General features: G+C 34.4%; 17 protein-coding genes, 2 tRNA genes and 2 pseudogenes. 3 read left to right on the forward strand and 18 right to left on the reverse strand.

Annotated features, from left to right (window positions below; translation table 11 throughout):
• The 14 genes and pseudogenes from Q0871_RS12775 to Q0871_RS12840 all read right to left on the reverse strand — a co-directional run bounded on the left by Q0871_RS12775 (position 1) and on the right by Q0871_RS12840 (position 17,842).
• Positions 1 to 243 carry a DUF4212 domain-containing protein gene (locus tag Q0871_RS12775; protein WP_299324126.1) on the reverse strand — a complete coding sequence of 81 codons (243 nt, stop codon included), beginning with the start codon at positions 241 to 243 and terminating at the stop codon, positions 1 to 3.
• A gap of 132 nt (positions 244 to 375) precedes the next feature.
• A complete protein-coding gene (locus Q0871_RS12780; RefSeq protein ID WP_299324130.1) occupies positions 376 to 1,044 on the reverse strand; it encodes a bifunctional 4-hydroxy-2-oxoglutarate aldolase/2-dehydro-3-deoxy-phosphogluconate aldolase in 669 nt (222 codons plus the stop codon).
• Positions 1,045 to 1,103: 59 nt separating this feature from the next.
• A pseudogene (locus Q0871_RS12785) lies at positions 1,104 to 1,286 on the reverse strand (sugar kinase); the annotation flags it as partial.
• Between the two features lie 9 nt (positions 1,287 to 1,295).
• A pseudogene (locus Q0871_RS12790) lies at positions 1,296 to 1,853 on the reverse strand (glucuronate isomerase); the annotation flags it as partial.
• A gap of 2 nt (positions 1,854 to 1,855) precedes the next feature.
• Positions 1,856 to 3,031 (reverse strand): mannonate dehydratase, encoded by a 1,176-nt coding sequence (gene uxuA / locus Q0871_RS12795; RefSeq protein ID WP_299324134.1) that lies wholly within the window; start codon positions 3,029 to 3,031, stop codon positions 1,856 to 1,858.
• An 18-nt stretch (positions 3,032 to 3,049) separates the two neighbouring features.
• Positions 3,050 to 3,877 carry an SDR family oxidoreductase gene (locus Q0871_RS12800; RefSeq protein WP_299324137.1) on the reverse strand — a complete coding sequence of 276 codons (828 nt, stop codon included), beginning with the start codon at positions 3,875 to 3,877 and terminating at the stop codon, positions 3,050 to 3,052.
• A gap of 33 nt (positions 3,878 to 3,910) precedes the next feature.
• Positions 3,911 to 4,798 (reverse strand): carbohydrate kinase, encoded by an 888-nt coding sequence (locus Q0871_RS12805; protein ID WP_299324142.1) that lies wholly within the window; start codon positions 4,796 to 4,798, stop codon positions 3,911 to 3,913.
• A complete protein-coding gene (locus tag Q0871_RS12810) occupies positions 4,795 to 6,291 on the reverse strand; it encodes a mannitol dehydrogenase family protein (RefSeq protein WP_299324145.1) in 1,497 nt (498 codons plus the stop codon). Before Q0871_RS12810 ends, Q0871_RS12805 begins: the two co-directional genes overlap by 4 nt.
• A gap of 23 nt (positions 6,292 to 6,314) precedes the next feature.
• Entirely contained in the window at positions 6,315 to 8,030 is a 1,716-nt protein-coding gene (locus Q0871_RS12815; RefSeq protein WP_299324149.1) for a hypothetical protein, read from the reverse strand.
• Between the two features lie 32 nt (positions 8,031 to 8,062).
• Positions 8,063 to 9,691 (reverse strand): alkaline phosphatase PafA, encoded by a 1,629-nt coding sequence (gene pafA / locus Q0871_RS12820; protein ID WP_299324153.1) that lies wholly within the window; start codon positions 9,689 to 9,691, stop codon positions 8,063 to 8,065.
• Positions 9,692 to 9,693: 2 nt separating this feature from the next.
• Positions 9,694 to 11,343, reverse strand: coding sequence for a sialate O-acetylesterase (locus Q0871_RS12825; RefSeq protein ID WP_299324158.1), 1,650 nt, complete (start codon positions 11,341 to 11,343; stop codon positions 9,694 to 9,696).
• Between the two features lie 154 nt (positions 11,344 to 11,497).
• Positions 11,498 to 13,030 carry a RagB/SusD family nutrient uptake outer membrane protein gene (locus Q0871_RS12830; protein WP_299324162.1) on the reverse strand — a complete coding sequence of 511 codons (1,533 nt, stop codon included), beginning with the start codon at positions 13,028 to 13,030 and terminating at the stop codon, positions 11,498 to 11,500.
• Between the two features lie 9 nt (positions 13,031 to 13,039).
• A complete protein-coding gene (locus Q0871_RS12835) occupies positions 13,040 to 16,510 on the reverse strand; it encodes a TonB-dependent receptor (RefSeq protein WP_299324169.1) in 3,471 nt (1,156 codons plus the stop codon).
• Positions 16,511 to 16,678: 168 nt separating this feature from the next.
• On the reverse strand, positions 16,679 to 17,842 hold the full coding sequence (locus tag Q0871_RS12840; RefSeq protein ID WP_299324172.1) for a FecR family protein: 1,164 nt from the start codon (positions 17,840 to 17,842) through the stop codon (positions 16,679 to 16,681).
• A 148-nt stretch (positions 17,843 to 17,990) separates the two neighbouring features.
• Here Q0871_RS12840 and Q0871_RS12845 point away from each other — a divergent pair, with 148 nt between their 5' ends.
• Positions 17,991 to 18,596, forward strand: coding sequence for an RNA polymerase sigma factor (locus Q0871_RS12845; RefSeq protein WP_299324181.1), 606 nt, complete (start codon positions 17,991 to 17,993; stop codon positions 18,594 to 18,596).
• 645 nt (positions 18,597 to 19,241) lie between these two features.
• Here the strand turns inward: Q0871_RS12845 and Q0871_RS12850 are convergent.
• The 4 genes from Q0871_RS12850 to Q0871_RS12865 all read right to left on the reverse strand — a co-directional run bounded on the left by Q0871_RS12850 (position 19,242) and on the right by Q0871_RS12865 (position 23,074).
• On the reverse strand, positions 19,242 to 20,474 hold the full coding sequence (locus tag Q0871_RS12850; protein ID WP_299324183.1) for a site-specific integrase: 1,233 nt from the start codon (positions 20,472 to 20,474) through the stop codon (positions 19,242 to 19,244).
• 249 nt (positions 20,475 to 20,723) lie between these two features.
• A tRNA-Pro gene (locus tag Q0871_RS12855) sits at positions 20,724 to 20,798 on the reverse strand.
• A 39-nt stretch (positions 20,799 to 20,837) separates the two neighbouring features.
• Positions 20,838 to 20,926: transfer RNA gene (locus Q0871_RS12860), tRNA-Ser, on the reverse strand.
• A 111-nt stretch (positions 20,927 to 21,037) separates the two neighbouring features.
• Positions 21,038 to 23,074 (reverse strand): HDIG domain-containing metalloprotein, encoded by a 2,037-nt coding sequence (locus Q0871_RS12865; protein ID WP_299324187.1) that lies wholly within the window; start codon positions 23,072 to 23,074, stop codon positions 21,038 to 21,040.
• 121 nt (positions 23,075 to 23,195) lie between these two features.
• On the opposite strand from Q0871_RS12865, the gene Q0871_RS12870 reads away from it, so the two are divergent.
• Together Q0871_RS12870 and Q0871_RS12875 are read left to right on the forward strand one after the other, a co-directional pair.
• Complete coding sequence (locus Q0871_RS12870; protein ID WP_299324194.1) at positions 23,196 to 24,371, forward strand: acetyl-CoA C-acyltransferase; 1,176 nt, start codon at positions 23,196 to 23,198, stop codon at positions 24,369 to 24,371.
• A gap of 16 nt (positions 24,372 to 24,387) precedes the next feature.
• Entirely contained in the window at positions 24,388 to 25,131 is a 744-nt protein-coding gene (locus tag Q0871_RS12875) for an NlpC/P60 family protein (RefSeq protein ID WP_299324198.1), read from the forward strand.
• Positions 25,132 to 25,177 lie beyond the last annotated feature (46 nt).

Consider the following 25,177-nt stretch of genomic DNA (forward strand, 5'->3'; position numbering starts at 1 on the left):
CTATTTATCAAAATTATATTTTTTATCTAGTCTATTCATTAATAGTATGTATGCGAAAATTAAAACTACAAATACATAAATTGAGCCTTGTTGGGCAAACCAAAAACCTAGTTTAAATCCGCCTAATTTGATACTGTTCAATTCTTCTACCCAAATGATTCCAAATCCGAAAGAAGCTATAAACCATATAAATAAGAGAATGCCTAAATATTTTAGATTCTCTTTCCAGTACTTTGTTTTCATTGATGTTGACATATATTTAGTATGATTTACTTGGGTTAGGGTTTGTATATTACTATTATTCTAGATTTGGCATTATTAAACATTGTGATTTTAGAAATATAAAATCATAATTATTTGACTCATTTTCAAAATTTATTGCTGTAACGATTTAATTAACGTAAGTATATTTCTAACTTCCTGTTCTAGTTTACTGTAATTTTCATTAGCCAAAATTTCTTTTGAAATTAATTTAGAACCAATTCCAACACAAGTAACTCCAGCATCAAACCACCCTTTAAGATTAGACTCTTCAGTACTAACACCGCCTGTAGGCATTACACTCGTCCAAGGTTGTGGACCTTTTATTGCTTTCACAAATCCGGGGCCATAAGTAGATCCCGGAAATAACTTAACAATTTCACAACCCAGTTCTTCGGCCTTGTTGATTTCAGTTAACGAACCACAACCAGGAGACCATAATACTTTACTTCTATTACAAACCTTGGCAATGTCTTCTTTTAAAGATGGGGTTACTATGAAATTAGCACCCATTTGCATGAACATACTAGCTGCTGCTGCATCTGTTATAGAGCCTACACCCATTATCATTCCCGGTAGTTCTTTAATAGCATATTTATTAAGTTCTAAAAAAACTTCATAAGCAAAATCACCACGAGCCGTAAATTCCATTAAACGTGCTCCACCATCATAGCAGGCTTTTAAAACTTTTTTTCCTAATTCAATATCAGCATGATAAAACAAAGGAACCATACCCGATTCCTTCATTACTATTGCTACTTCTATTCTAGAATATTGTGCCATTTATATAGATTATTAATTATTAGATTCTTCGATTATTAGCATTTATTCATTTCTATTAGCTATCTAGCCACTCTACCTGACGCATCACCATTCATTAGCTTTTCAACTTCAGGTACGGTTACTAAATTCGCATCACCTTTAATAGTATGTTTTAGACAGGAAGCTGCCACTGCAAAATCAAGTGCGTTCTGATCATCTTCAGGATATTTTAATAGACCGTAAATAAATCCTCCAACTAAAAACAAGTTATCTGAACGAAAGGTTGGATACACTTTGGTAAAAAAACCTTTTTCAGCAATTTGTTTGTGGTATTTTAAATCATCTGTAGGGTCGTCTGTAGTGCAAACCACCTTAACGTTCATCTCTTCTAATAGCCGTGCAGGTGTCTTTATCCTTAATATCTCATTCGCCCTAGTATAAGTAGACTTTGCTGAACTACTTTGTAAAATAGCGTCAATATCAAAATAGCGTTTGAGTTCTAACTGTGTCCAATGGAATAATGGGTTCCTAAGTGTGTAAGGCACAGTTTCCGCCCATTTGACAAACTTCTCCTCTGAAGAAGCGTTCCCTGTAATATATTTTTCTTCAATACCATTCGCACGCATACCGCGCCATTTGTAGTGATCACCACTTAACCAAGCTTTCGTGATATTTTCAATAGGAACATCTTCTGCAATTTCTTTGGCAGATAAGTGATTATGGTAATCGATAATGGGCATTTCTTTCGCATAATCATGGTATAGCGTACAGGCTATTTCTGAATTAAGAAGGAAATCCTCGGTAATAAAATGATTAGCGTTTATCTCCATTTCTAAATACTTTTATTTATACCCATCTCTAAACCCCGTAATTCTGCTAACCCGCGTAATCTTCCAATACCTGAATATCCAGGGTTTGTCTTTTTGTGAAGATCATCTAACATCTGGTGCCCATGATCTGGTCGCATTGGTATTATCGCATCCGTTCTTCCTTCCACTTTTCTTCTACGTTCTTCTATGACCACTTCTTTTACAACTCCATACATGTCAACATCCCCTTCTAAATGGTTCGCTTCATGAAAATTACCTTTGGTGTCACGTTGCGTGCTCCTAAAGTGAAGAAAATGTACTCTATCTGAAAACCGTTTGAAAATTTGCACCAAATCATTATCGGCTCGGACACCTAGTGAACCTGTACAAAAGGTAATTCCATTAGCAAAATCAGGTACCTGTTCAAAAATAAATGCGTAATCTTCTTCTGTACTTACCACTCTTGGTAAACCTAAAATAGAATACGGCGGATCATCTGGATGGATGCACATTTTAATATTATTACCGGAAGCAATTGGAATGATTTCCTTTAAAAAATGAATTAGATTCTCTTTCAGAGTCTGTGAGTCGATATTTTTATAAGTATCTAAAATAGATTGAAACTGTTCTAAAGTATACCCCTCCTCTGCACCTGGAAGTCCGGCTATAATTGTTTGTACCAAAGCTTCTTTTTCCTCCTTTGAAAGTTTGTCAAAATACGTTCTAGCGTCGGCTTTCTGCTGATTTGAATAACTATTTTCTACACCCGGTCTTTTGAGTAGATAAAGCTCGAAGGCAGCAAAAGCGGTAGTATCAAAACGCAAGGCTCTTGAACCATCCTCAACTTCAAAATCTAAAGAAGTACGTGTCCAATCTAAAACAGGCATGAAATTATAGCACACAATAGGAATACCGCAACTTGACAAATTGGCGATACTTTTCTTGTAATTTTCGATATAAATTTCAAATTCACCTGAACGTGTTTTTATATTTTCATGTACCGGAATACTTTCTACTACGCTCCATGAAAGTCCAGCAGTTTCAACTATTTCTTTTCGTTCGTTAATAGCTTCAGTAGACCAAACCTCCCCATTTGGTATTTGATGCAATGCAGTAACTATTCCGGTTGCACCTGCTTGTTTTATATCTGATAGGGATACCGGGTCTTTTGGTCCGTACCAACGCCATGTTTGTTCCATTTCTTATTATTTTTTCAATTAAACACCACTATATGCGGCAAATCCGCCATCTATGGGGATGACAACACCTGTTACAAAAGCTGATGCATCATCACATAGGTAAAGTGTGGTACTCACTAAATCGTCTGGTTCTCCGTATCTACCCATTGGAGTTTGATCTATAATTTGCTGTCCCCTTTGGGTTAAACTCCCGTCCGTCTCTGTTAATAGAGCTCTGTTTTGATCGGTCAAGAAAAATCCCGGAGCCAAAGCGTTCACACGGATACCAACTTTAGAAAAATGAACGGCCAACCACTGGGTGAAATTGGACACGGCAGCTTTGGCTCCGCTATATGCCGGTATTTTGGTCAATGGAGTAAAAGCATTCATTGATGAAATATTCAAAATGCTACAGCCCTTTTTACCTATCATATCTTTTGCAAAAACCTGAGTTGGTAATAATGTTCCAATAAAATTTAAATTGAAAACGAATTCAATTCCTTTTGAATCTAAATCGAAAAAGGTTTTAAATCCTTCCCTAGTATTAAACAAATCCTCTTCAAGAAGGTACGGATTTGAAGTTGTTCCTAAAGGATGGTTTCCTCCTGCTCCGTTTATTAAAATATCACAGGTGCCTAACTTTTTATGAATTATCCTTTTCGCTTTTTCTAACGATTCTTTTTCTAAAACATTAGCCATTACACCAATACATCTTCCTCCTTCATCATTAATCTCTTTCGCTACTTCTTCGGCAGCCTCTAAATTTAAATCTAACACCGCAACTTGACATCCTTTTTTAGCTAATGCTTTCGCTAGGGTACTGCATAAAACACCACCAGCCCCTGTTAATACTACTACCTTATTCATCTAATTAAATATGATTAAAAATTAATTACTATTTCAGTTATTATCGTGTAACAATTCAGCTATAGAAGTTAGAGCTACCTCTGGATTTGCTCCCTTCTTGCTGGCTACACATGCTCCAACTGCAGAAGCATAATCCAATGCTATTTGCGGTGATTTTCCTTTTAATAATTTGTCTATTAATCCTGCTAAAAAGGAATCTCCTGCACCTACAGTATCAGCAACCTTTATTTGGTGACCATAATTATAATAATATTTAGTATCAAAAAATAAAACTGACCCTTCCCCCCCTTTTGTTATACAAATAGTTTTTGTACCCGTTGTTTTTGAAATAAGCTCTATACTCGCTTCTAAATTATTTAGTTCAGCACCCATCCCCGATATGATTTCATCAAGCTCATCCTTATTCAATTTTATAAAATCTGCATACTTCATCAAGTCTAACAACAACTCAAAACTATAATTAGGCGGTCTTAAATTAAGATCAAGTATCTTATATACTGGTAGTTTTAAAAGTTCATATAATGTGGTTCTTGAAATCTTATCTCTTGCTGCTAAACTGCCATACAAAAAGGCATCAGATTCAGACACTTGTTTTTTTATTCCTTCCGTTATTTTAATATTATCCCAAGCACTCGGATAACTGATATCATAACTTGCAGAACCTTCTTTATTTAATGTTACGTTAACTATACCGGAATCAAATTTTTCATCAATCTGTAAGCCTTCGATATTGATTTTATTCTTTCGTAAATAATCTATTATTTCCCAACCATCTTTATCTTCACCAACACTACTAATTATACTAACATTATTTTTAAAAGATTCTAATCGTAAAGCAACGTTTAAGGGCGCTCCGCCAATAATTTTATAGTTTGGAAAATTATCCCATAAAACTTCACCAAAACAAGTTATCTTATTCATTTTGTTTGCGTTTTGGAATTAATAGCTATTACAGATTTTTTAATACCATCAGTAACTATGTTGTTGTAGTTTCTTGTGAAGCTATCTACAAAAGGTTTTGAGTTACTTAAACTACCAAAGACTTGTTTCATCTCTAAAAATAGCTTGGGCTCTTTTTGCGCGGCTTGTGCTTTTTCATTAGCCTCTTCTTTCATCGCATCTATAATATCTAAAGTGATGCCTTTTTCATCTTTTCCTAAACTATAGACTGCCCATGCTGCAAGAACAAATGCAGCCCTATTATACGTGCCATTTTGCTGCAGTTGTTTTAGTACTGTTGGCAAAATAAATATGGGAATTTTTGAAGAAGATTCTGAACATATTCTAGCTACTTGATCCTTTATATTAATATTCGCAAAACGTGCTATTAAGGAATCTTTATATTCTGTTAAATTAACCCCATCTAAATCACTAAGTGTAGGCGTTACCTCTTGATCCATAAAACCTCTTAAAAAAGTATTGAGGTCTGAATCTTGAACAGCCTGATCAATAGTATCATAGCCGATTAAAGCACCTAGAATACCTAATACAGAATGCCCTGCATTTAATAAACTCAGTTTCATTTTTTCAAAAGGCGCTACATCGTTTACAAATTGAGCTCCTACATTTTCCCAATGTGGCCTACCTGTACTAAAATCATCTTCAATAACCCATTGTATAAAGGGTTCACATACCGCAGGCCAAGCATCTTCTATTCCGTAATCATTTCGAAGTTTTTCAATATCAGTTTTTGTTGTTACTGGTGTAATACGATCAACCATACTATCTGGGAATGAAACATGCTTCTCCATCCAAGCTAACAGATCGGGTTGTGCTTCATTTACATAGGCAAACAAGGTCTTTTTCATAACCTTACCGTTACTCTGTACATTATCACAAGATTGAATTGTGAGCCCTTTAACCTGATTTTCTTTACGCATCTTAAGTGCCTGTGTCAGATAACCGAATACTGTTTTTGGGTTTTCTGGATTGGCCAAATCATGTTGAACTAACGGATTTTTTAAATTGAATTCACCTGTAGCCTCATCTATATTATAACCACCCTCGGTAATAGTCAAAGAAACTATTTTAGTGGCAGGATTTGCGATTTTATGAATAACTGCCTTTGGATTTTCTGGTGCAAACATATATTCAACCATAGAACCAATAACTCTAGGGCTCCATCTGCCATCTAGCTCTTTAACAATAAGGGTATACAAACCATCTTGCGCCTTTAAGGTTTGGTAGATTTTTTCATCTCTTTCTAAGAGTGCTACCCCACAAATACCCCATTGTTCAGAATTATTTTCATGTAACAACTGGTCACAATAAAACGCTTGGTGCGCCCGATGAAAACCTCCAATTCCTATATGAACTATACCTGCCTTCACCCTACTTCTATCATAAGTAGGTACTTTAATAACAGATGATAACCCTTTAAGGTTTTCTTGTTTTAATACTGTAGCTTCTTTCATTTTAATTCTTGAATAAGTTTAAACTAAATTGATTTTTGCAATGCCTTATTTCGAACAAGAACCAAATAAGCGCTAACAAAATAAGTAAGCGTACAAACAAAACCGTAGGTATAAAAAGTATCGCGATTAGCTTCGTATGTTGGCATATCTGGACTCCAAAACATGGTGATTACCGCTAGTATCATAGTAACTATCAAACTTACCAATGCAATACCATTTAACAATTTCGTCAATATTGAACGGTCTTTTTGTATGGGTTTCTCTTGAAGTGCCTGTTGTTTTTGGAATCTTTTTATTTCTTGGTTACGAACAAGTTCTTTTGCCTCCTCAACAGGATACTTTTCATCTGCTCCAGATTTTTTAGCCAATACGGTATACAGAATAATGGTAACAATCCAAGTGGGAATAAATAAATAATAGAAGGACATGATATTTAAAGCATTCAGTCCAAAACCGAATACTAGTCCCAGTCCCCAAGAAGATACGGCTGGCGTACTATGGGTCAGTTTTTTATAGCTTACCCAATACCGTGTGAGACCGATACGCGGAAAAATAACATGCTCCGCAAAAACTATGGCACCAACAGGTACTACTAAAAGCCCTGCATAGGTTAATAAGGGTAATATTTGAGAAAATACAAAAGGAAAACAAGCTACGATAACAGTTACAATACCAACGACCATCGTGGTCTGTTTGCGAGAATATCTAGTAAAGATGGCCTGTGCCGCTAGCCCTGCGCGATATAGGTTGGCATTTGCAGTCGTCCAGCCCGCAACGATTACAATAACAAAACCAGAAAGGCCCAATGCGTAATAGGCTACATCTCCAGGATCTAGTTCTACAATACTTTTTTTCAATAATACTGCTGTACCAGCGCCCATAATACCTGCAGATATCCAAGCAATAAAATGACCGAAAAGCATACCTGAACTTGTAGCTAAACCATATTCTTTCTTTTTAGCATAGCGTAATAAGGCCATATCGATGAGCCCAAAATGGGTAATTGTATTTGCCGCCCATGCAAAACCGATAACCTCTAAGAGGCCTATCCCAGGTTCTCCCTCACTATTAATACCTGTCCATATAGATTTGTCACCCATGGTTAGAAAATCTTGCCAACCACTAATTACTGTTGTTCCAAGTACAGATTCAGCTAAAGCTGGCATAAGTACCAACGCGCCACAACTAAACATTACAAAAAGCCAAGGAGCACAAATGTTTGAGAATTCTGACACCGCTTTAAAACCGTACATGGCGACAAAAACAACTATAATTCCCACAATCAAAACAACAAGCACAAACCATGCATTAGTAGGGTACCAATTGAGCTGTGCGGGTATATCAAAAGCGAAACGAACTGCCGTTGATGATACCGTAATCATTGCTGCCGAGATGACCGTAAATATCAAGACATTTGCCCAATTATAGAGTTTAGTCATTGAATCACCAGCAATCTTGTTCAGGTAGGTGTAAAGACTCATTCTCGTATCTACTGCGATTGGAGAGGTAATTAGCGTCCAACTTAATATTGCCAAAATATTTCCTATGAGAAGCCCCCAAATAATATCCATTGTCGTTGCGCCTAAAGCTACAAAGGTTGCACCTATTACGAATTCAGTAGCTGCTACATGTTCTCCTGCATATAACCCAAGAATATGTTTCCAACCATGTAGCTTATGCTCCGCTATGGGTAATTGTTCTTCGTTTAATTGTTCAAATTGATTATAATCTTCAGTCATTTCTGTTTTACTAAGTTGATTTTTTCTAAAAGTTATTTTTTAAATACTTCGTTTATAGGATACCTAGAAGAAGTACTTGGCAATGGAATATTTAATAACATTGATAATGTGGGTACAATTTGATCTATACTATAATTGGTTATTGTTTCCCCTTGAGGAATATTCATACCATACCAAAGTAATGGAACATGGGTATCATCATTGTATGAAGAACCATGGGTTGTACCTTCGGTTCTTTTGATCATCCAACCAGGTTTAAACTGTAGAATGATATCGCCTGAATTTTTGGTATTATAATTTTTCCTAAAAAAAGAATCAATGGCTAAGTTTCTTGAATTATGAAGTGTAGGTATATATACCTCTTTTATACCTTCAAATGATTTAAGAATGATGAGTGCACCCTTCAAAAGCTCTTCTTTAGGTGTTGACGACTCATTAAAATAAATTTGTGTTGCATCCATATATGCTACATAATCAGCTTCGCCATATAATTTGGTAAGCTCTGTATCTAGAAGACGTTTTATAGTTTTCAAATCAAAGAATTTCCCTTGCAGTCTTGATTTTTTCAGAAATTCCGGATGGTCGCTGGCCGCATGATCGGCGGTCAAAAAGAGCAAATAATTATCTTTCCCGACTTCGCCATCCAGATACATGAGTAGTTCGGCAATCTCATTATCCATTCTAACATAAGTATCCTCAATTTCTTTAGAACGTATACCAAAATTATGACCTACATAGTCCGTACTTGAATAGCTTAAGGTTAAAAAATCGGTATCATCGTCCTTACCCATTTCTTCTGATGAAACAGTTGTTTTCGCCAACTGAGTCAAAAGACTGTTACCAAAAGGAATTTGAGTTAACAAAGCAAAATTTCCATTCTTATTTCTCAGTTTTTTAAAATTATAAGGAAATGTAGCGTCTTTCTTCCCCTTAAAAATCTTCTCCATACTAACATCGTCTAGACCACTATTCTTGTACTCTTCAATAGGTTTAAGCGTATCCCAAGTAAGATTAAGCAAGGAATCTGCTATATGCTTCCTATTAAATTCTTGCAACCATTTGGGAAGACTATCTGAATAATAAGAACTTGTAATAAAATCGCCGGTTTCTGTATGATACCAAAAGGCATAGTCCGCCAAATGACCCGAAGGTAAAATAGACGCCCTATCTTTAAGTGACAGACCAATCACCTTTGAATGGCCGTTACTAAATAATTTTAGCTCATCTGTAATGGTTAATGATTGAAGGTTTTTTGGAGAACGGGAGTACTTATTTAATTCCTTTTTTGAATTGTTTTGCCCATCTATTAAAAAAGCCGTTTCGTCTTCAGCGCAATAGACTGTTTGTTTTTTGGATTCATCATACCAGTCATTCGCCACGATACCATGATTGGCAGGGGTGGTACCAGTAAAAATCGATGCATGCCCCGGACCTGTTGTTGTCGGAATATAATTATAATGCATATTCTTTACATTAAAGCCTTCTCGCATTAAACGTTTAAAACCATTTTCTGAGTAGTTATCTTGAAAACGATATAAGTATTCTGCCCTCATTTGATCAACAACAATCCCTACTACTAATTTTGGCTTGTCTTTTTGTTGAGCAAAAAATGTATTGATACTAAAGAAACCCAGTATGAAGAATATTCTAATTCTATTCATAATTAATTATGCAATTGCTTTTTTCTTAAATAATCTAATACAACTTGAGGTCTATCTGTTTGAATGATAGTCGTCCCTTGGTCCAGTATCCAGCCTAAATGAGTTTCAGGGTCTTGCATGATTTTTTCGTCGGTATGCCCTGCGCTATGAAATTCCTCTAACGTATTCATCCATAACCATAAGCCTTTATTTTTGGCGTCAGGAATCATTTTTAATAATGAATCTGTTTCTGTTATTGCTCTTGTTTGCAGAATTACGGACTTGGTGTTTTTTAAAAAAGTGTCTAAATATTCCTTAGGTATTTTAGTATCGTGCTTTATTTTGGGCATGTAAAGAATACTATCAATTAAACTACCGGAAAGTTTTCTCAGTTTTTCATAGGGATAATAGCTGCTAAAAATAGTTTGATCTAAAGTTCCTGTATTCTTAAGTATGGGATACACCAGAGGTATGTGATCTTCTCCCTTATCAATATTGAAAAGAATTTTACCTTTTATCTTTTCTAGGGCTTGCTCTAGCGTTGGTATATCATATCCTGTAAGGTCATCTATACCATCTTTTAGTTTGCATTTAGATAAAGAAGCATAGGTATGATCTTTAACCAATCCATCACAATTGGTTGTTCTATCCAATGTTTTATCGTGCATTAAAACAGGTATGCTATCTTTAGTTACGGCAATATCAATTTCAACAATATCAACACCCATCGCTATAGCTTGTTCTATAGACTGTAAAGAATTTTCTGGAGCATTACGCCAATCTCCCCGATGTGCCGCTACCATCACATAATTATCTATTGGCTTTAAAAGCATTTCTTTTAAGGCATTAAAAGAACTTGCTTTTGTGGCGTTTAGAATTTTCTGTTTCGGAAGATTTTTAATTTCTAAATATTTTTTGGCATAGCGTGCTCCTAATAAACGTTGTGATTTACTATTAAAATGATGTTCATCAAAATTGGTAAGCCCATCAGAAGAAACCAAAAAAGAATTGGGTATGGTATTTTCTATTTTTGAAATCTCATTACGTATATTTTCATATTCGGGATTCCATTGCCCTAATTGTCCGCATATAAAAGGAAGATTTGGACTATTTAAGTCTGTTCTATAATCTCTTGTAAGTTTATTTAGGTTTGTAAGATAGTTATGATAGCTATTTCTGTTAGACTCTCCTTGGTGCCAGATTATAGCTTCTAGCGTTGCAGAAGGTTCTTTTCTTTGTACTTCTTTAACACGGTCTATTGTTTTTTCGTAATAACCACTACTATCGTTTTTCATAAAACGTTCTATAGCTGTGCCACCTCTAGCGTTAACTACCAACAAAATAGTATCTTTTGGATGGACATTGTGTACTGCTTTTGCAAAGGAATAAATTGGTCCTAAGCGTTGTCTGTATGTTTCTTTTTTAATGTTTGAATATAGGTTTAAAGGATTACGAGAGGGTATAAAATTATTTGTATCATCTACAACGTAGACATTGGGTATACTTTCAAAATCTATTTCTTCTATCTCAGCTCTACCCGCCATATTTGATTGGCCTGTAAAAACAAACAGTTTTTTCTGCGCATATATGTTTTGATACAGTAATACAACACCTAAAACCATAATTACCAATAATTTCTTGTAGATTTCAGTAAACAAGTCAGTACAAAACATATAGATTTTTTTATAATGATTAATCACTCTATTTTTTTCTGGAGAAAAACAGATATCGAAAGGTTAGTAAAAAAAGCGCAGCATAAATGTTTATGCTACGCTCTAATCAAACTAACTCAACAAACTATTTTTATATCTCTTGTATTTATTTACACTAATTATATCCCTGATTCTGTGTTAAATTAGGGTTTGCTTCAATCTCTATTTGTGGCAGAGGTAATAATTCATTTCTATTAGCTGTAAATCCTCTGTCTACAAATTCGGCTTCTTCCACTATTGCATTTATAGCATCATTAGCAAGACCTAGTGTAACTAAATCAAACCAACGTTGACCTTCAAACGCTAATTCTACTCTACGTTCGTGTACAATTTCATCTCTTATACCATCTTGGGTAAGACCTACTAAACTAGGTAATCCTGCTCTATCTCTAACTAAATTTAAAGCCGTTAAACCATTAGCACCTGTCTCGTTTAAGGCTTCTGCTTGCATTAATAATAAATCTGCATAACGTAAAACAGGCATATCTAGAGTGCCAAGATTAAAACTTGCCGTAAAATCAGTAGTCACAAATTTGTACATAAATAAATTGGTTGCACTACCCGGTGAATTAGAACCCACAAAACCACCCTCGTCTGTACCGTTATAAGTAAGGCCATTAAAGGTTAAACCTTCATGCATTACATTAACACTTAATCTAGGGTCTCTACCCACAAACGTATTATCAGCTGGGTCATATTCTGTACCGTCTGCATAGTTAAAAGCATCTACAAAATTTTGATGCGCATACATTACTAAAACACCTGCATCCCATGAATATCTTTCTTGAAAAGAATCTGACAAATCAATTGAATTAAATTTCACAGAAAAGATAAATTCAGAATTTGCTTCACCACTTTCAGTAAATAGTGACTTATAATCAATATCAGGATTATCAGTATCCACTAATAGATGCCCCCCTGCGTCGGCAGCAGTAACCGCGTTATTAATTGCCGTTAGCGCCTCTGCCCATGTTTTGTTACCAAGTCTTGCTTCATAAAGCATTACTTTAGAGTGAAAGCCTAAAACTGCTTGTGAGGTTAACCTACCATCGGAAGAACTAGAACCTAAGATACTGGACGCATCTGCAAATTCTTCTAAAATAAAGGTGACAATAGTATCGCGATCTGTTCTAGAAATTTCCAAAGATTCTTCTCTACTTATAGATGTTGTAATAAGTGGTACATCACCAAATAAATAAACAAGTTTCATGTATGCTAATGCACGGAGACTTCTGGCTTCAGCTTTAACTAAAGCTAAATCGTTGGTAGTTATTCCGTCTATACCATCTGCATTATCTAGCAATAAATTTGCACGTTGTATAACCACATAAGGATCCTGATAAAAATCAATAAACGATCCTGCAACTTCAACTTGATTACCTGCTGCAAAAGTGCCAACATCAGGTCTAAAGACATCATCTACTATACAATTATCACTTAGGCCATCTAGTAATACCTGATCACCAAACATACCATTAAGCTGTAAACCATCATAAATACCGAATAAACCTGCATTTAGATTTTGTGCAGTAGTATAAAAGCTATCTGCATCAACTGAATTTATAGGAGATAAGTCTATATCGTCCTCACATGATGCTGTACTAATAATTAGCATCAATATTATATATATATTAAATTTTAGTTTCATAACGTTTATTTAAAAATTAAGATTAAGCCCCAAAGTAACTACCTTCGCCTGTGGTAATGTCGCAGCAAAATGATTCGTAAATGCATTTCTTTCAGGATCTAAATCATCTAACTTAGAGTTCGTCCATAAGTTTTGCCCACTAACATAAATTCTAAATTTATCAAGAGATAACTGCTCTAATACCTTCTCTGGAAAATTATACCCAATAACCACGTTTTTTAGTCTTAAGTATTGTCTATCTATAATCCAATTAGACGTTTGAGCTAAACCACCAACACCTTCTATAGTATTCCCGTTCCATCCTTCTCTATCAACAAAAATTCTAGGTACCGTATTACTTCTATTCTCTTCAGTCCAACCGTTTAACCAATATTCTCTTAAGCCAGAATGACCAAAATTACCAGTATATCTATTTACCAAAGAATTAGCTTTTCCAATACCTTGAAACAATAAACCTAAATCAAAACCTTTATATTCAAAATCAAAATTAAAACCATATAACCATTCAGGGTTGGGATTACCAATTACCACCATATCATCTTCATTGATGGCACCATCTCCATTCTGATCTGTGTATTTAATGTCACCTGGTCTAGGAGTGTTGCTACCTAACCAACTAAAATCTAAAGGCTGCAATAAATTACCAGCTGTGTCAAAATCTTCTACTTGATATATACCGCCAAACTCATGACCGAAAAAAGAATTTATAGCTTCTCCTCTAATCCACCAACCTTGACCTACTCTTCTGCGATCATCTTCATTTGTTAAACTTGGATCTACAGAAGTAACTACATTCTTTACATGAGTCACATTAGCCCCAGCGGACATTTTAAAATCACCGAAATTATGACGTAATTTAAGTGTCAAATCAAGACCCTCATTTTGAATAGATGCCGCGTTTACAGAAATATTAGAATCAACTCCTGATGTAAGCGGATTTGCTAAATCTGTTAAAATCCCTGTACTTTCTTTCAAGAAATAGTCGGTTTCAAGAGAAACCTTTCCACCAAAAAACTTAAAATCAACACCAAAATCCGTTACTGTAGTTTCTTCCCATACCAAAGCTTCATTACCTAAAGTATTTAAAGATGCTCCAGATACCCCGTTATAGTCTGACCCTAAAAGAATTTCGGAAGCAAAAGGATACAAGTTTGTACTTTGTACACCTAACTTACCCCAAGAACCTCTTAACTTTAAATAAGTTAGGAATTCGCTTTTCCAAAAATCCTCATTAGAAACTATATATCCTGCAGATATACCTGGAAAAGATGCCCATTTATTTTCGGAACCAAATCTTGACGAACCATCACGTCTTATATTCGCTTCTAGCAAATATTTGTCTTTATAGTTATAATTTAATCTACTAAAAACTGATTGCAGAGCCCAATCTCCGTCATAATTATTTATATCGACAGCTTCCGTACCATTACCTACTTTTACAAGAGAAGTTGAACCAAATCCTTTTTCAAAAGTTGCTGTTCTTCTAATTTCAGAAGTTTCTTGATTAGCACCTAGTAATAAATTAAAATTATGATTACCAAATGATTTTTTATAATTAGCCTGTAGCCAATTTGTGTGGTTTAGAATTGTTGATTCTCTAGTAATCAATAAACTACCCTCTTCTCTAAGTGCCGTTCTATTTCCAAATCTGTCATATTGTTCATGCTCTAAACGCGTATCTGCATATGATTCTTGTTGGTAGTTTATTGCTGAAGTATACCTCAGAGTTAACCCATCAACAGGTTCATATTCAATAAATGCATTTCCTAAGAATTCATTCCCATTAATATCTACCCATTGGTTATCAATAAGCGCTTGTACATTGTGGCGCTGAGACCTTGATGATTCACCACCAGTTCCACCATATCGTCCAAATTCATCAAAAACAAAGCCGTTTGGAGCACTTACATTAAGTATAGTGAACAAAAAACTTCCTTTATTACCGTCGCTCGAAAAACTAGGAATTATTCCTTCACCCTCAGGGATGCCACGCTGAGTGCTATTAGCAGGCGCATCATTTTTAGTTGCCTGTCTGTTGTCACTATTTACGTAGGATAAAGATGTTCCTATTTTTACCTTGTCACTTAACTTAACATCAAGATTCAAACGAGTATTCAATCGTTTTAAATAATAATCGCCAGCCAAGAAACTTTTTTGATCTAAATAACTTGTGGACCACCTGTACTTAACATTTTCAGTTCCACCAGAAATTGATAAATCTTGATTCGCTATGGAACCTGTATTAACATAATCACCTAACCAGTCTTTAGAACCCAAAGCGGAAATTTCATCAATTAATTCTGGAGTAAAAGGATGAGTTCTACCAGAATATTCCGCTGCATCAACAAAGGTTTCTAAATAAGTTCTAGTATCAGTTACCGTATTGGCTAAAACTGTTGGCGATGTGACACCATAAGATGAATTAAACGTAATTGATGGCTCACCTGTTTTTCCTCTTTTTGTTGTAATTAATATTACACCGTTTGCAGCTCTAGTACCGTAAATAGATGCTGAAGCCGCATCTTTAAGCACATTGATAGTTTCTATATCATTTGCATTAATACTATTTAAAGGACCTTCTATACCATCTATCAAAACTAAAGGATTTGAATCATTCAATGTTCCAACTCCCCTAATATTTATCGTGGCGTTATCATTACCAGGTTCTCCAGAATTGGTATTAATCTGAACACCAGATGCTATACCTTGCAATGCCTGCGAACCCTGCGTAATTGGTCTCTTATTAATATCATCACCGCTTACACTGACTACTGACCCCGTTAAGTTGGCCTTCTTTTGTGATCCGTAACCAACTACAACAACTTCCTCTAAAGCAGCAGCATCTTCTGATAAAGTAATTATAATCTCACTTTTTCCATTTACTGATATTTCTTTGGTCAAAAAACCTAAATAAGAAACCACAAGAATCGCATTATCATTGGCAACTTCTAAAGTAAAGTTTCCATCAAAATCAGTTTGAGTACCATTGGCGGTTCCCTTTTCTAGAACGTTCGCACCAGGTAAAGGACCTCCATTTTTATCTATAATCGTACCTCTTACCTGTAAGTCTTGTGGTGTAACTACCGCAGATTCATCAACAAGTAATCCTTTTTTTACCACTTTTTGACGTAGAAGAATTTTTCTGTTGTCTATTTCAAAAGTTGTTTCCGTATTATTGAATAACTTTTTCAATACCTTATCTACCGTAAGTTTCTCGACATTTATTGAAACCAGCCTTTTTAAGTCTAGTGCTTTCGTATTAAAAATGAATTTAAATTCAGTTTTAACTTCTATTTCATCTATTACCTGTGAAACGGTAACGTTTTGCATATCTAAAGAAATCTTTGTTTTTTGAGAATAAGCCGTATTCGCACTCATAGAGAACATGGTTATCAATAAAAAGAACAAGGAAAACTTCATCTTTAAGTCAATTTTTGGTACCCCAATGCTTTGAGCAAAAGGGTTTAGTGCTTTTTTCATATATTTAGTGTGTTTATGGTGGTTAACTCATTAGAGTTTAATCACATTTTACAATCGGGAAATGTTCGCGCATTTTCCGATTTTTTATTCTTTTAAAACGGATTAAGTATTCTTTTTTACTTCTAATTGTTATTAGCTTTTACATCATACGCGTTTTTGGTTTTTAAGTTAGTTTATGATTACTTTATTATTCACAACTCTATAATCTATTGCATACACTTTATTAAAGTAGTTTAGTACTTCTTCTAAACTCTCCCTTTCAAGTTCAATACTAGCATTAAATGTTTCTTGCCCTAGCGTGGTATTATTGTTTATTATAGTCGTGTTATACTGCCGTTCTAAACTTTTTAGAATATTCTCAAAGGGCTCGTTCCTAAAAACTATAGTTCCATTTATCCAAGAAGTATAAAGGGTAGTATTAACTTTTTTGGTGTCTACTGTTTTGTATTCTTTATCAAAACTTCCTTTAAACCCTGGTTGTAACATTATATTTTTATCTACATCAAACTCCTCCTTACTCTCAAATAATCCGACAGACCCTTCAATAAGTATCACATCAGTATTGGTATTCTCAGGATATGCAATAACATTGAATTCTGTACCTACAACTTGCACATTCAACTCATAGGCGTTTACAACAAATGGGTTCTTTTTATCTTCAGTTACATCAAAATATGCTTCCCCTTTTAAAAAGACTTGTCTGATTTGACCCTCTATAAATTTCACAGGATATCGAAGTGATGTTCCCGCATTTAAATAAACTTTTGTGCCATCAGAAAGACTCAAGTCAAATCTTTTTCCATAAGGTACAGTAAGGGTATTGTAAGATACTTTAGAAGCAACTGCATCATCAGAATAAATCAATTGACCCCCATGTTGCTTACCAACAACTTTTCCATTAAAATCAACAATCTTTGCAGAACCGTCTTCTGAAATAACTTTTATATTTCCATTTTCTAACTCTAGAGTAATACTCTCTTCCTTTGGACTGGGAATATCTTCCAATACAGATTTTCCAAACTCCGTTTGAACAATATATCCGACACCTAAAAAAAGAAGACCTACAGCTGCATACTTTAATATCGATTTTGGCTTTATGTGATAAAAGATATTTTTTTCTTTTCGAATTTCCTTCAAGAGTAGCTTTCTTATTTCTGAGGGGTCTGGTTTATTCATGCTAATAGTAATTGCAAAATGTGTTTCAATATATTCCTTAAATAATATATCATTAGATGGGTTTTGAATCCAGTTATTCAAAATATCTAAATCTGGCCCTGTGGCCGAATTATTTAGATAACGTAACAGACAATTTTGAATTTTATCATCAATCATCAACAGTACTTAATTTGAAGGTTTACGTTAGTATTACAAAGCTAAATGACGATACCCTTACTTTTATTTAAATTATTCTTCAAATTCATAAAATATTTGGTTCGTAATTGTGATATTCATATTATTGTGATATTCATATTCATATAAAATGGACTTTACTAAAAATTCAGAGCTAATTAAAAGCCTTAAATCAGGGGATGAGAAAGCCTATATGTTTCTATTGGATAAATACCACAGAAGACTATATGCTTACGCAATGAACCTAGTAAATGATCATACGTTGGCAGAGGATATTGTGCAAAACGTATTTTTAAAAACTTGGCAGTATAGAAAAAAGTTAAATACTGAATTATCTATTCAAAGTTTTCTTTACAAATCTATCTATAACGAATTTGTAAATAGTTATAAGAAGGATAAGTCGGTTATGATGCTTCAAATGAAATATTACGAATCATTAGTAGAAGTAGTTGAAAACTCTGATGATAAGATTATTGAGAAAATGATAAATTTGGTTTCTAAGGAAATAGAAAAACTACCTCCAAAATGTAAGGAAATATTCTCTTTAAGCAAAAAAGAAGGTTTATCTAATATTGAAATTGCGGAGTATTTAAATATCTCGCCAAAAACAGTAGAAGCTCAAATAACAAAAGCTTTCAGTGTGCTAAGAATTTCTCTGAAAGAGAAATATCATACTATTTTGTTTTTAGTTTTTGGAATTAAGTCCGATGAAAATGATTTGGAATTGAGCCAATAAATAAGGTAGTATCAAAATTTTAGTAATAGTTGTATTGTTTTATTCCGAATATCTATTTGTAAACTACCTCACATCAATGAACAGATTACTCTTTACTCAACTTTTGAAGACATTTAGGAACCTAGAGTTATTTTAGCATATTTTAAATCATAAAAAGTTCACAAATCGTCAACACGATAGGTGAATTTCAGCAAGTACTCGATTCTCATTGGGTTGAGAACATTAGGTTCAAACCCCAGCCAGATGAAATAAATACTTCATAGATCAAGTATTGATATCAAATAATACTCATTTAAATCATCTAGGGTTAAAATGTCTGGTTTAACAGGAAGAGGTCAGTCTGTTAGACTTTTATTTCAAATCTATTTTTAAGTGTTTGCGTAGAATTCTCATATTATAAATCATAAAAATCTTTTTAACAAAACGCTTTTCCTAGAATGGATTTTTTTCTACATAATATAGAGGAATGGGGCTAACTAAGATGCGAACCAGTATCTTATCTTCTCGTAATAAGTAATTCACAACATACTTGATATCCCTGAATTTAAAATTCATCTTCTCTTCCTTTCGAACTATTTCGTCTTTTACGTACCTTATTTTTATTTTTAAAGCATATTATAGTCACTAAGAGCTTTTAGAAGCCAATTAGCATTCAATAGTATTAAAATGCTTCCTTAATCGATTCATATCGTCACTTACCTTGCGTTCAATAACCTTCGCATAAATTTGAGTAGTAGCTATCTTTGAATGTCCCAATAATTTAGAAACGGTTTCTATAGGCATCCCGTTACTTAGGGTGACCGTTGTGGCAAAAGTATGCCTAGCAATATGAAACGTCAGATTCTTTTCTATACCGCAAACGTCTGCTATTTCTTTTAAATAAGAATTCAATTTCTGGTTTGATATTTTGGGAAATACCCTGCCTTGTAAAATCGCTTTTTGGTTATCCCTATACTTCTCTATAATATCCAAAGCCTTTGGCAATAAAGGAATATGAATAGGCTTGGTTGTTTTTTCACGGTTATAATAAATCCATAGTTCCCCATCAATACCAATGCGAATATTATCGGCGCTAAGATTGATAGCGTCGATATAACTCAAACTCGTATAACAGCTAAACACAAACAAATCCCTTACCAACTGTAATCTTGGAATAGTGAAATTCTTTTTTTCTATTTCCTGAAGCTCTAATAGACTTAAGAAGCCTCTTTCCGTTTTAATAAACTTTGCATGAAAATTAGCGAACGGGTCACTCACCATCCATCCTAATTTAAAAGATAAATTAATTAATTTTCTCAAGCGTTCTATGTGCTTCATTACCGTGTTATTACCCAATTTTTTATGATGGTCTTGGGGAATGTAAGCCCGTAAATATTTCTCGAACCTTATGATAAAATCATAATCTAATTCTTTTAGAAACATATCCGTAGAATTGTACGCTTTTAATATAAAGTTAGAGATATAGCGCTGTGTAGTAAAATAGTTCTTTTGCGTGCCCCATTTTAACTTGCCTTTCATATCCTCATTATGATAGCAAATGATATCCATAACCGAACGGTTGATTTCATCCAAACCAAGGAAGCGTGCTTTAATCGACCGCGCAGTTATCTCCTTATGTTCGGACTTTAAATCTTGATAGGCTTGAAATAACTGATTAAAAGTTTCGTCTAGATAGGTATTAAGTATACGTGATTTTTGCCCGGTTCCCTTTGCCTTGTTTCTGTCACTATCCCAGTTGGCTATTAAAACTTTGCGATTTAAACTGATGGCAGCCCTTTTTCCGTTTACGGTAATCCGTGCGTAAAGAGATGCCTCGCCGTTCTTTGTTCTAGATAAGTTTACCCAAAACAGAATACTGAATGAAGAAGATGTTTTCATAATTTCGTCTTTTTGTTAACATGAAATATTGCTATCAGACGAAAGTCAAATCACTTAAAGATACATTTATTTAGCCTAAACAGCGAAATTTTAACAATTCGGTCAACACTTTTTAAAAAATTAATTTGTTAACCGAATTGTTGACGTGTTCTTTGGATATAATTGTTTTATTATGATATCCCTAAAACCATAAAAACCTGTTAATCATAAGATTAACAGGTTTTTGGTATAGATTGATACTATAATTTGTCGGGGTGGCAGGATTCGAACCTGCGACCTCCGCGTCCCAAACGCGGCGCGATAACCGGGCTACGCTACACCCCGAATTGGTTATCAAAAAATATGTCTCTCAACACATTGTTGCGGAGAGACAGGGATTCGAACCCTGGGTAAGTGTTTCCACCTACGACGATTTAGCAAACCGTTCCTTTCGGCCACTCAGGCACCTCTCCAGTAATTCTTCAATGAACTGTTGCTCTAAATAGCGGATGCAAATGTATAAGTATAACTCGTTTTACGCAACTATTTTTGATGTTTTTTTTTAATAAAAAAATACCTCCCTGTTACTCAGGATATTCCACACGCAAATGATAGATATTTATTAACTTTTGTTTGAAGATTTTCTTGATTTTTTCAATTTCTTTGAATGTGATATCTGCATTCAAAAATTGATTTGCCTTCATTTGACCCGAAATTATCTTATCGACAAACTCATCAATGATTAAAAAAGTTGGATTTTTCAAACTTTTTGATGCTGCTTCTACAGAATCTGCCATCATTAAAATTGCTGTTTCTTTAGAAAATGGCAACGGACCTGGATATCTAAAATCTTCTTCATTTACATCTTCTTCTAATTCTTTTTGCTTTTTGTAAAAATAAAATACCAAAGTTGTACCATGATGCGAACGTATAAAATCAATAATTCGGTCAGGTAAATTATTCTTTCTCGCTATCTCAATCCCCTTAATTACATGATCAATAATAATACGTGCACTGTCTTTAGGACTCAGCTCGTCATGCGGATTTACATTGGTGACCTGATTTTCGGTAAAATAAGTCGGTTCGTTCATTTTACCAATATCATGATATAAAGCCCCTACCCTAACCAACATGGCATTAGCCCCAATTTCATTAGCCGCTGCCTCAGCCAAATTAGCTACTTGTAATGAATGATGAAATGTCCCCGGAGCCTTATTAGATAATTCTTTTAAAAGCTTAGAATTGGTATCTGACAACTCTAACAGCGACACATCTGACACTAGACCAAAGAGTTTTTCATAAATATAGATTAGCGGCTGCACAAAAAGAGTAATCATTCCGTTCAAAAGAAAAAGTCCTAAAGTATACCACTCAATATCACTTAAATCGCCTTCATGTATCGTATGAAAAGCTAAATACCCTATAATATAAATAAGTGTAATCTGACCTACACTCACAAAAAGATTTGCTCTTTTATACAGCTCAGATACAGTAAGTATGGTTACTATACCTGTAATTATCTGCAAGAATATATATTCAAAACTGTTGGGCACTACAAAACCCAAAATTAAGATAGTCAGTACATGCACGAATAAGCCCAGTCTAGCATCAAAAAACGTTTTCAGAATTAATGGAAGAATACACAACGGAACCACAAATACTAATTGGTCATTATATTTTATAACCATGGTGGTTATAAAAACCATCAACAGAATATTGAAAAAGATAAAGGTTACTTTGACATTGTTATCATATACCGTTCTTCTATATTTTTTCAAAAACAAAAACAGCATAATAAGTACCAAAGCAACAAGAACGGTGTAACCTATTAATATGTAATAATAGTTACTAGCCGTCCATAATTCAGACTCATATTCAGACTTTAACGACTCTAATATCTTTAAATTTTCAGCTTCGACAACTTCACCTTTAGCGATTATTAATCGCCCTTGATCAACCGTGCCTCTTGTATATGATAATTTGGATAAAGCCTCATTTCTAGCTTTTTGAGTGAGATTGTTGTCAAAACTGACATTAGGAGCTATAATATCGAAAAACAATGCTTGCGTATCTTTCTCAAATGCCGATAAGTTATTATCAGCGAGTACTTGACGCACCAATTTATTAATCTCATTTACTCTAAAAAAATCTGAAACCCTTACTTTTCTTGCCTCATTATCCTTTACTAAATAAATAAAACTACGTTGAACCTGCTTACCATTGTTTTGCAAAATTCCCTTAGCATAAACGGAGTCTAATACTACTTTTGAAAAATATTTTAATCTTGCTTTCTGATTTTCTCCAAGTGCGGTTCCTCCCCATTTATCTTCGAACTTTTGCTCAAATTCTGCTGAAACTTTAGTTACCTCAGCCTGATCATATCTGTAATATGGTAATTGATTACTTTCTATTACTTGTTTTTCTTTTGCTATTTCAGTATCAGTTTTCTGAATAGAAAAATCAAAAGGGGCATATAGATTTTCAAATTGCCAAGGCTTCCCTTTTTGAAATTCATATTTAAACTTCCCTCCCTTAGGCAAGAAAAAAACAATAAATGCAACAGCTACAACATAGAGTATATATTTGAAAATGAGCGATTGCTGTTTGTAAAGATTATCCAAAAGAAAATTGTATTAGGTTCATCAAAAATAGAAAATTATAAACTGATAACTAGTAATTGAAACGATATCCCGCGGGTTGCTACAGAATTTAGTAATTTCGTGTAATCAAATAACAAAAAACATGAAAGAAGTCGTTATCGTATCAGCCGTAAGAACTCCAATAGGAAGTTTTATGGGCGGATTATCAACAGTTCCAGCTCCGAAACTAGGAGCAATTGCTATTGAAGGCGCATTAAAAAAAATCAACCTTTCACCTACATTAGTAGATGAAGTAATAATGGGCAATGTAGTACAAGCTGGCACAGGTCAAGCACCTGCAAGACAAGCTGCTATATTTGCCGGTATTCCTAACACCGTACCTTGTACAACCATAAATAAAGTTTGTGCCTCTGGTATGAAAGCGGTAATGCAAGGTGCACAAGCTATTGCGTTAGGTGATGCAGATGTTGTTGTTGCAGGTGGAATGGAAAATATGAGCCTAATTCCTCATTATGTTCATTTGAGAACAGGTACCAAATTTGGACCTACCACTTTGATAGATGGTATGCAAAAAGACGGTTTAGTTGATGCATATGATGAAAACGCCATGGGTGTTTGTGCTGATGCATGTGCTACTGAATATGAATTTAGCAGAGAAGATCAAGATGCCTATGCTATTCAGTCTTACAAGAGATCTGCCGATGCTTGGGAAAATGGAAAATTTGACAACGAGGTTATTCCTTTAGCAGTACCTCAAAGACGTGGAGAACCTAAAATGGTTACCAAAGATGAAGAATTCAGTAATGTATTTATTGATAAGATTCCAAATTTAAGACCTGCATTTTCAAAAGACGGAACAGTTACCGCTGCAAATGCCTCAACTATTAACGACGGTGCTGCGGCATTAGTTTTAATGAGTAGAGAAAAGGCAGAAGAGCTAAACCTAAAACCATTAGCCGTTATAAAAAGTTATGCTGATGCAGCTCATGAACCTGAATGGTTTACTACAGCCCCAGCAAAAGCATTACCGAAGGCTCTAGCAAAATCTAATTTAAAATTGGAAGAAATTGATTTCTTCGAATTTAACGAGGCATTTTCTGTAGTTGGTCTTGCCAATATGAAAATATTAGGTCTAGATGACAAAAATGTTAATGTAAATGGTGGTGCTGTTTCTTTAGGACACCCTTTAGGATGTTCTGGCGCACGTATTTTAATAACATTACTAAACGTATTGGAGCAAAATGATGCTAAACTTGGCGCAGCTGCAATTTGTAATGGTGGCGGTGGTGCTTCAGCAATAATTATTGAAAAGGTTTAAGTGGATAAAAAATTGCATGCAATACGGTATTTGTCAGTTAAGCATTATTCCTGTAAGAAGTACGCCAGCTGAATTAGTTACACAACTTCTATTTGGGGAGCACTTTAAAATTTTGGAATGCCGAAAAAATTGGTCTAGAATAAAAACCATTTTCGATAAGTGTGAAGGCTGGATAATGAATAGCCAGCTGTTTTTTATACCTGAGGATGAGTTTAATGACATTCAGGCACATAAAAATAAGAGCTATGTTACTGAGTTAATATCATATGTTGAAGATGCCAATCAAATACTTACCCCTATTCTTATAGGGTCTTGTATTACCAACACTCCGTCGCTGTCGGTTAATTTTGAAGGCAAACTTTTAAGTGAGCCACAACCTAAAGAGAATTTAGTTAAAACTTCATTGCTCTATTTAAATTCTCCGGAATTGAAAGGAGGAAAATCAACTTTTGGCATCGATAATGCCGGATTCGTTCAAATGGTATATAAAATTAATGGATATAGCATTTTACGATCTGCACAAGAACAATCTACACAGGGTACAGCCCTAAGTTTTTTAGAAGAAAGTGAGACTGGCGATTTAGCCTTTTTTGACAATGCCAATGGCGAAATTAATCATGTTGGCATTATTATAGAAAATAACTATGTTATTCATGTAAACGGAAAAGTTAGGGTTGACCGCTTAGACCACACAGGAATTTTCAATAATGACATTAGAATATACACACATCAGTTACGAGTCATTAAAAAAATAGTATAAAAAAAGGCCCTTAATAAGGGCCTTTTATTTTATTGTTAGGTTTGTA

It is taken from the genome of uncultured Maribacter sp., assembly GCF_947500985.1.
Lineage (GTDB): Bacteria > Bacteroidota > Bacteroidia > Flavobacteriales > Flavobacteriaceae > Maribacter.

Bases quoted from the DNA above. Each gene is read 5' to 3' on its own strand.
- Q0871_RS12780 (WP_299324130.1), bottom strand. From the start codon at position 1,044: ATGGCACAATATTCTAGAATAGAAGTAGCAATAGTAATGAAGGAATCG.
- Q0871_RS12810 (WP_299324145.1), bottom strand. From the start codon at position 6,291: ATGAAAGAAGCTACAGTATTAAAACAAGAAAACCTTAAAGGGTTATCA.
- pafA (WP_299324153.1), bottom strand. From the start codon at position 9,691: ATGAATAGAATTAGAATATTCTTCATACTGGGTTTCTTTAGTATCAAT.
- Q0871_RS12875 (WP_299324198.1), top strand. From the start codon at position 24,388: ATGCAATACGGTATTTGTCAGTTAAGCATTATTCCTGTAAGAAGTACG.
- Q0871_RS12850 (WP_299324183.1), bottom strand. From the start codon at position 20,474: ATGAAAACATCTTCTTCATTCAGTATTCTGTTTTGGGTAAACTTATCT.
- Q0871_RS12830 (WP_299324162.1), bottom strand. From the start codon at position 13,030: ATGAAACTAAAATTTAATATATATATAATATTGATGCTAATTATTAGT.
- Q0871_RS12800 (WP_299324137.1), bottom strand. From the start codon at position 3,877: ATGAATAAGGTAGTAGTATTAACAGGGGCTGGTGGTGTTTTATGCAGT.
- Q0871_RS12840 (WP_299324172.1), bottom strand. From the start codon at position 17,842: ATGATTGATGATAAAATTCAAAATTGTCTGTTACGTTATCTAAATAAT.
- Q0871_RS12775 (WP_299324126.1), bottom strand. From the start codon at position 243: ATGAAAACAAAGTACTGGAAAGAGAATCTAAAATATTTAGGCATTCTC.
- Q0871_RS12805 (WP_299324142.1), bottom strand. From the start codon at position 4,798: ATGAATAAGATAACTTGTTTTGGTGAAGTTTTATGGGATAATTTTCCA.
- uxuA (WP_299324134.1), bottom strand. From the start codon at position 3,031: ATGGAACAAACATGGCGTTGGTACGGACCAAAAGACCCGGTATCCCTA.
- Q0871_RS12815 (WP_299324149.1), bottom strand. From the start codon at position 8,030: ATGACTGAAGATTATAATCAATTTGAACAATTAAACGAAGAACAATTA.
- Q0871_RS12825 (WP_299324158.1), bottom strand. From the start codon at position 11,343: ATGTTTTGTACTGACTTGTTTACTGAAATCTACAAGAAATTATTGGTA.
- Q0871_RS12845 (WP_299324181.1), top strand. From the start codon at position 17,991: ATGGACTTTACTAAAAATTCAGAGCTAATTAAAAGCCTTAAATCAGGG.
- Q0871_RS12870 (WP_299324194.1), top strand. From the start codon at position 23,196: ATGAAAGAAGTCGTTATCGTATCAGCCGTAAGAACTCCAATAGGAAGT.
- Q0871_RS12835 (WP_299324169.1), bottom strand. From the start codon at position 16,510: ATGAAAAAAGCACTAAACCCTTTTGCTCAAAGCATTGGGGTACCAAAA.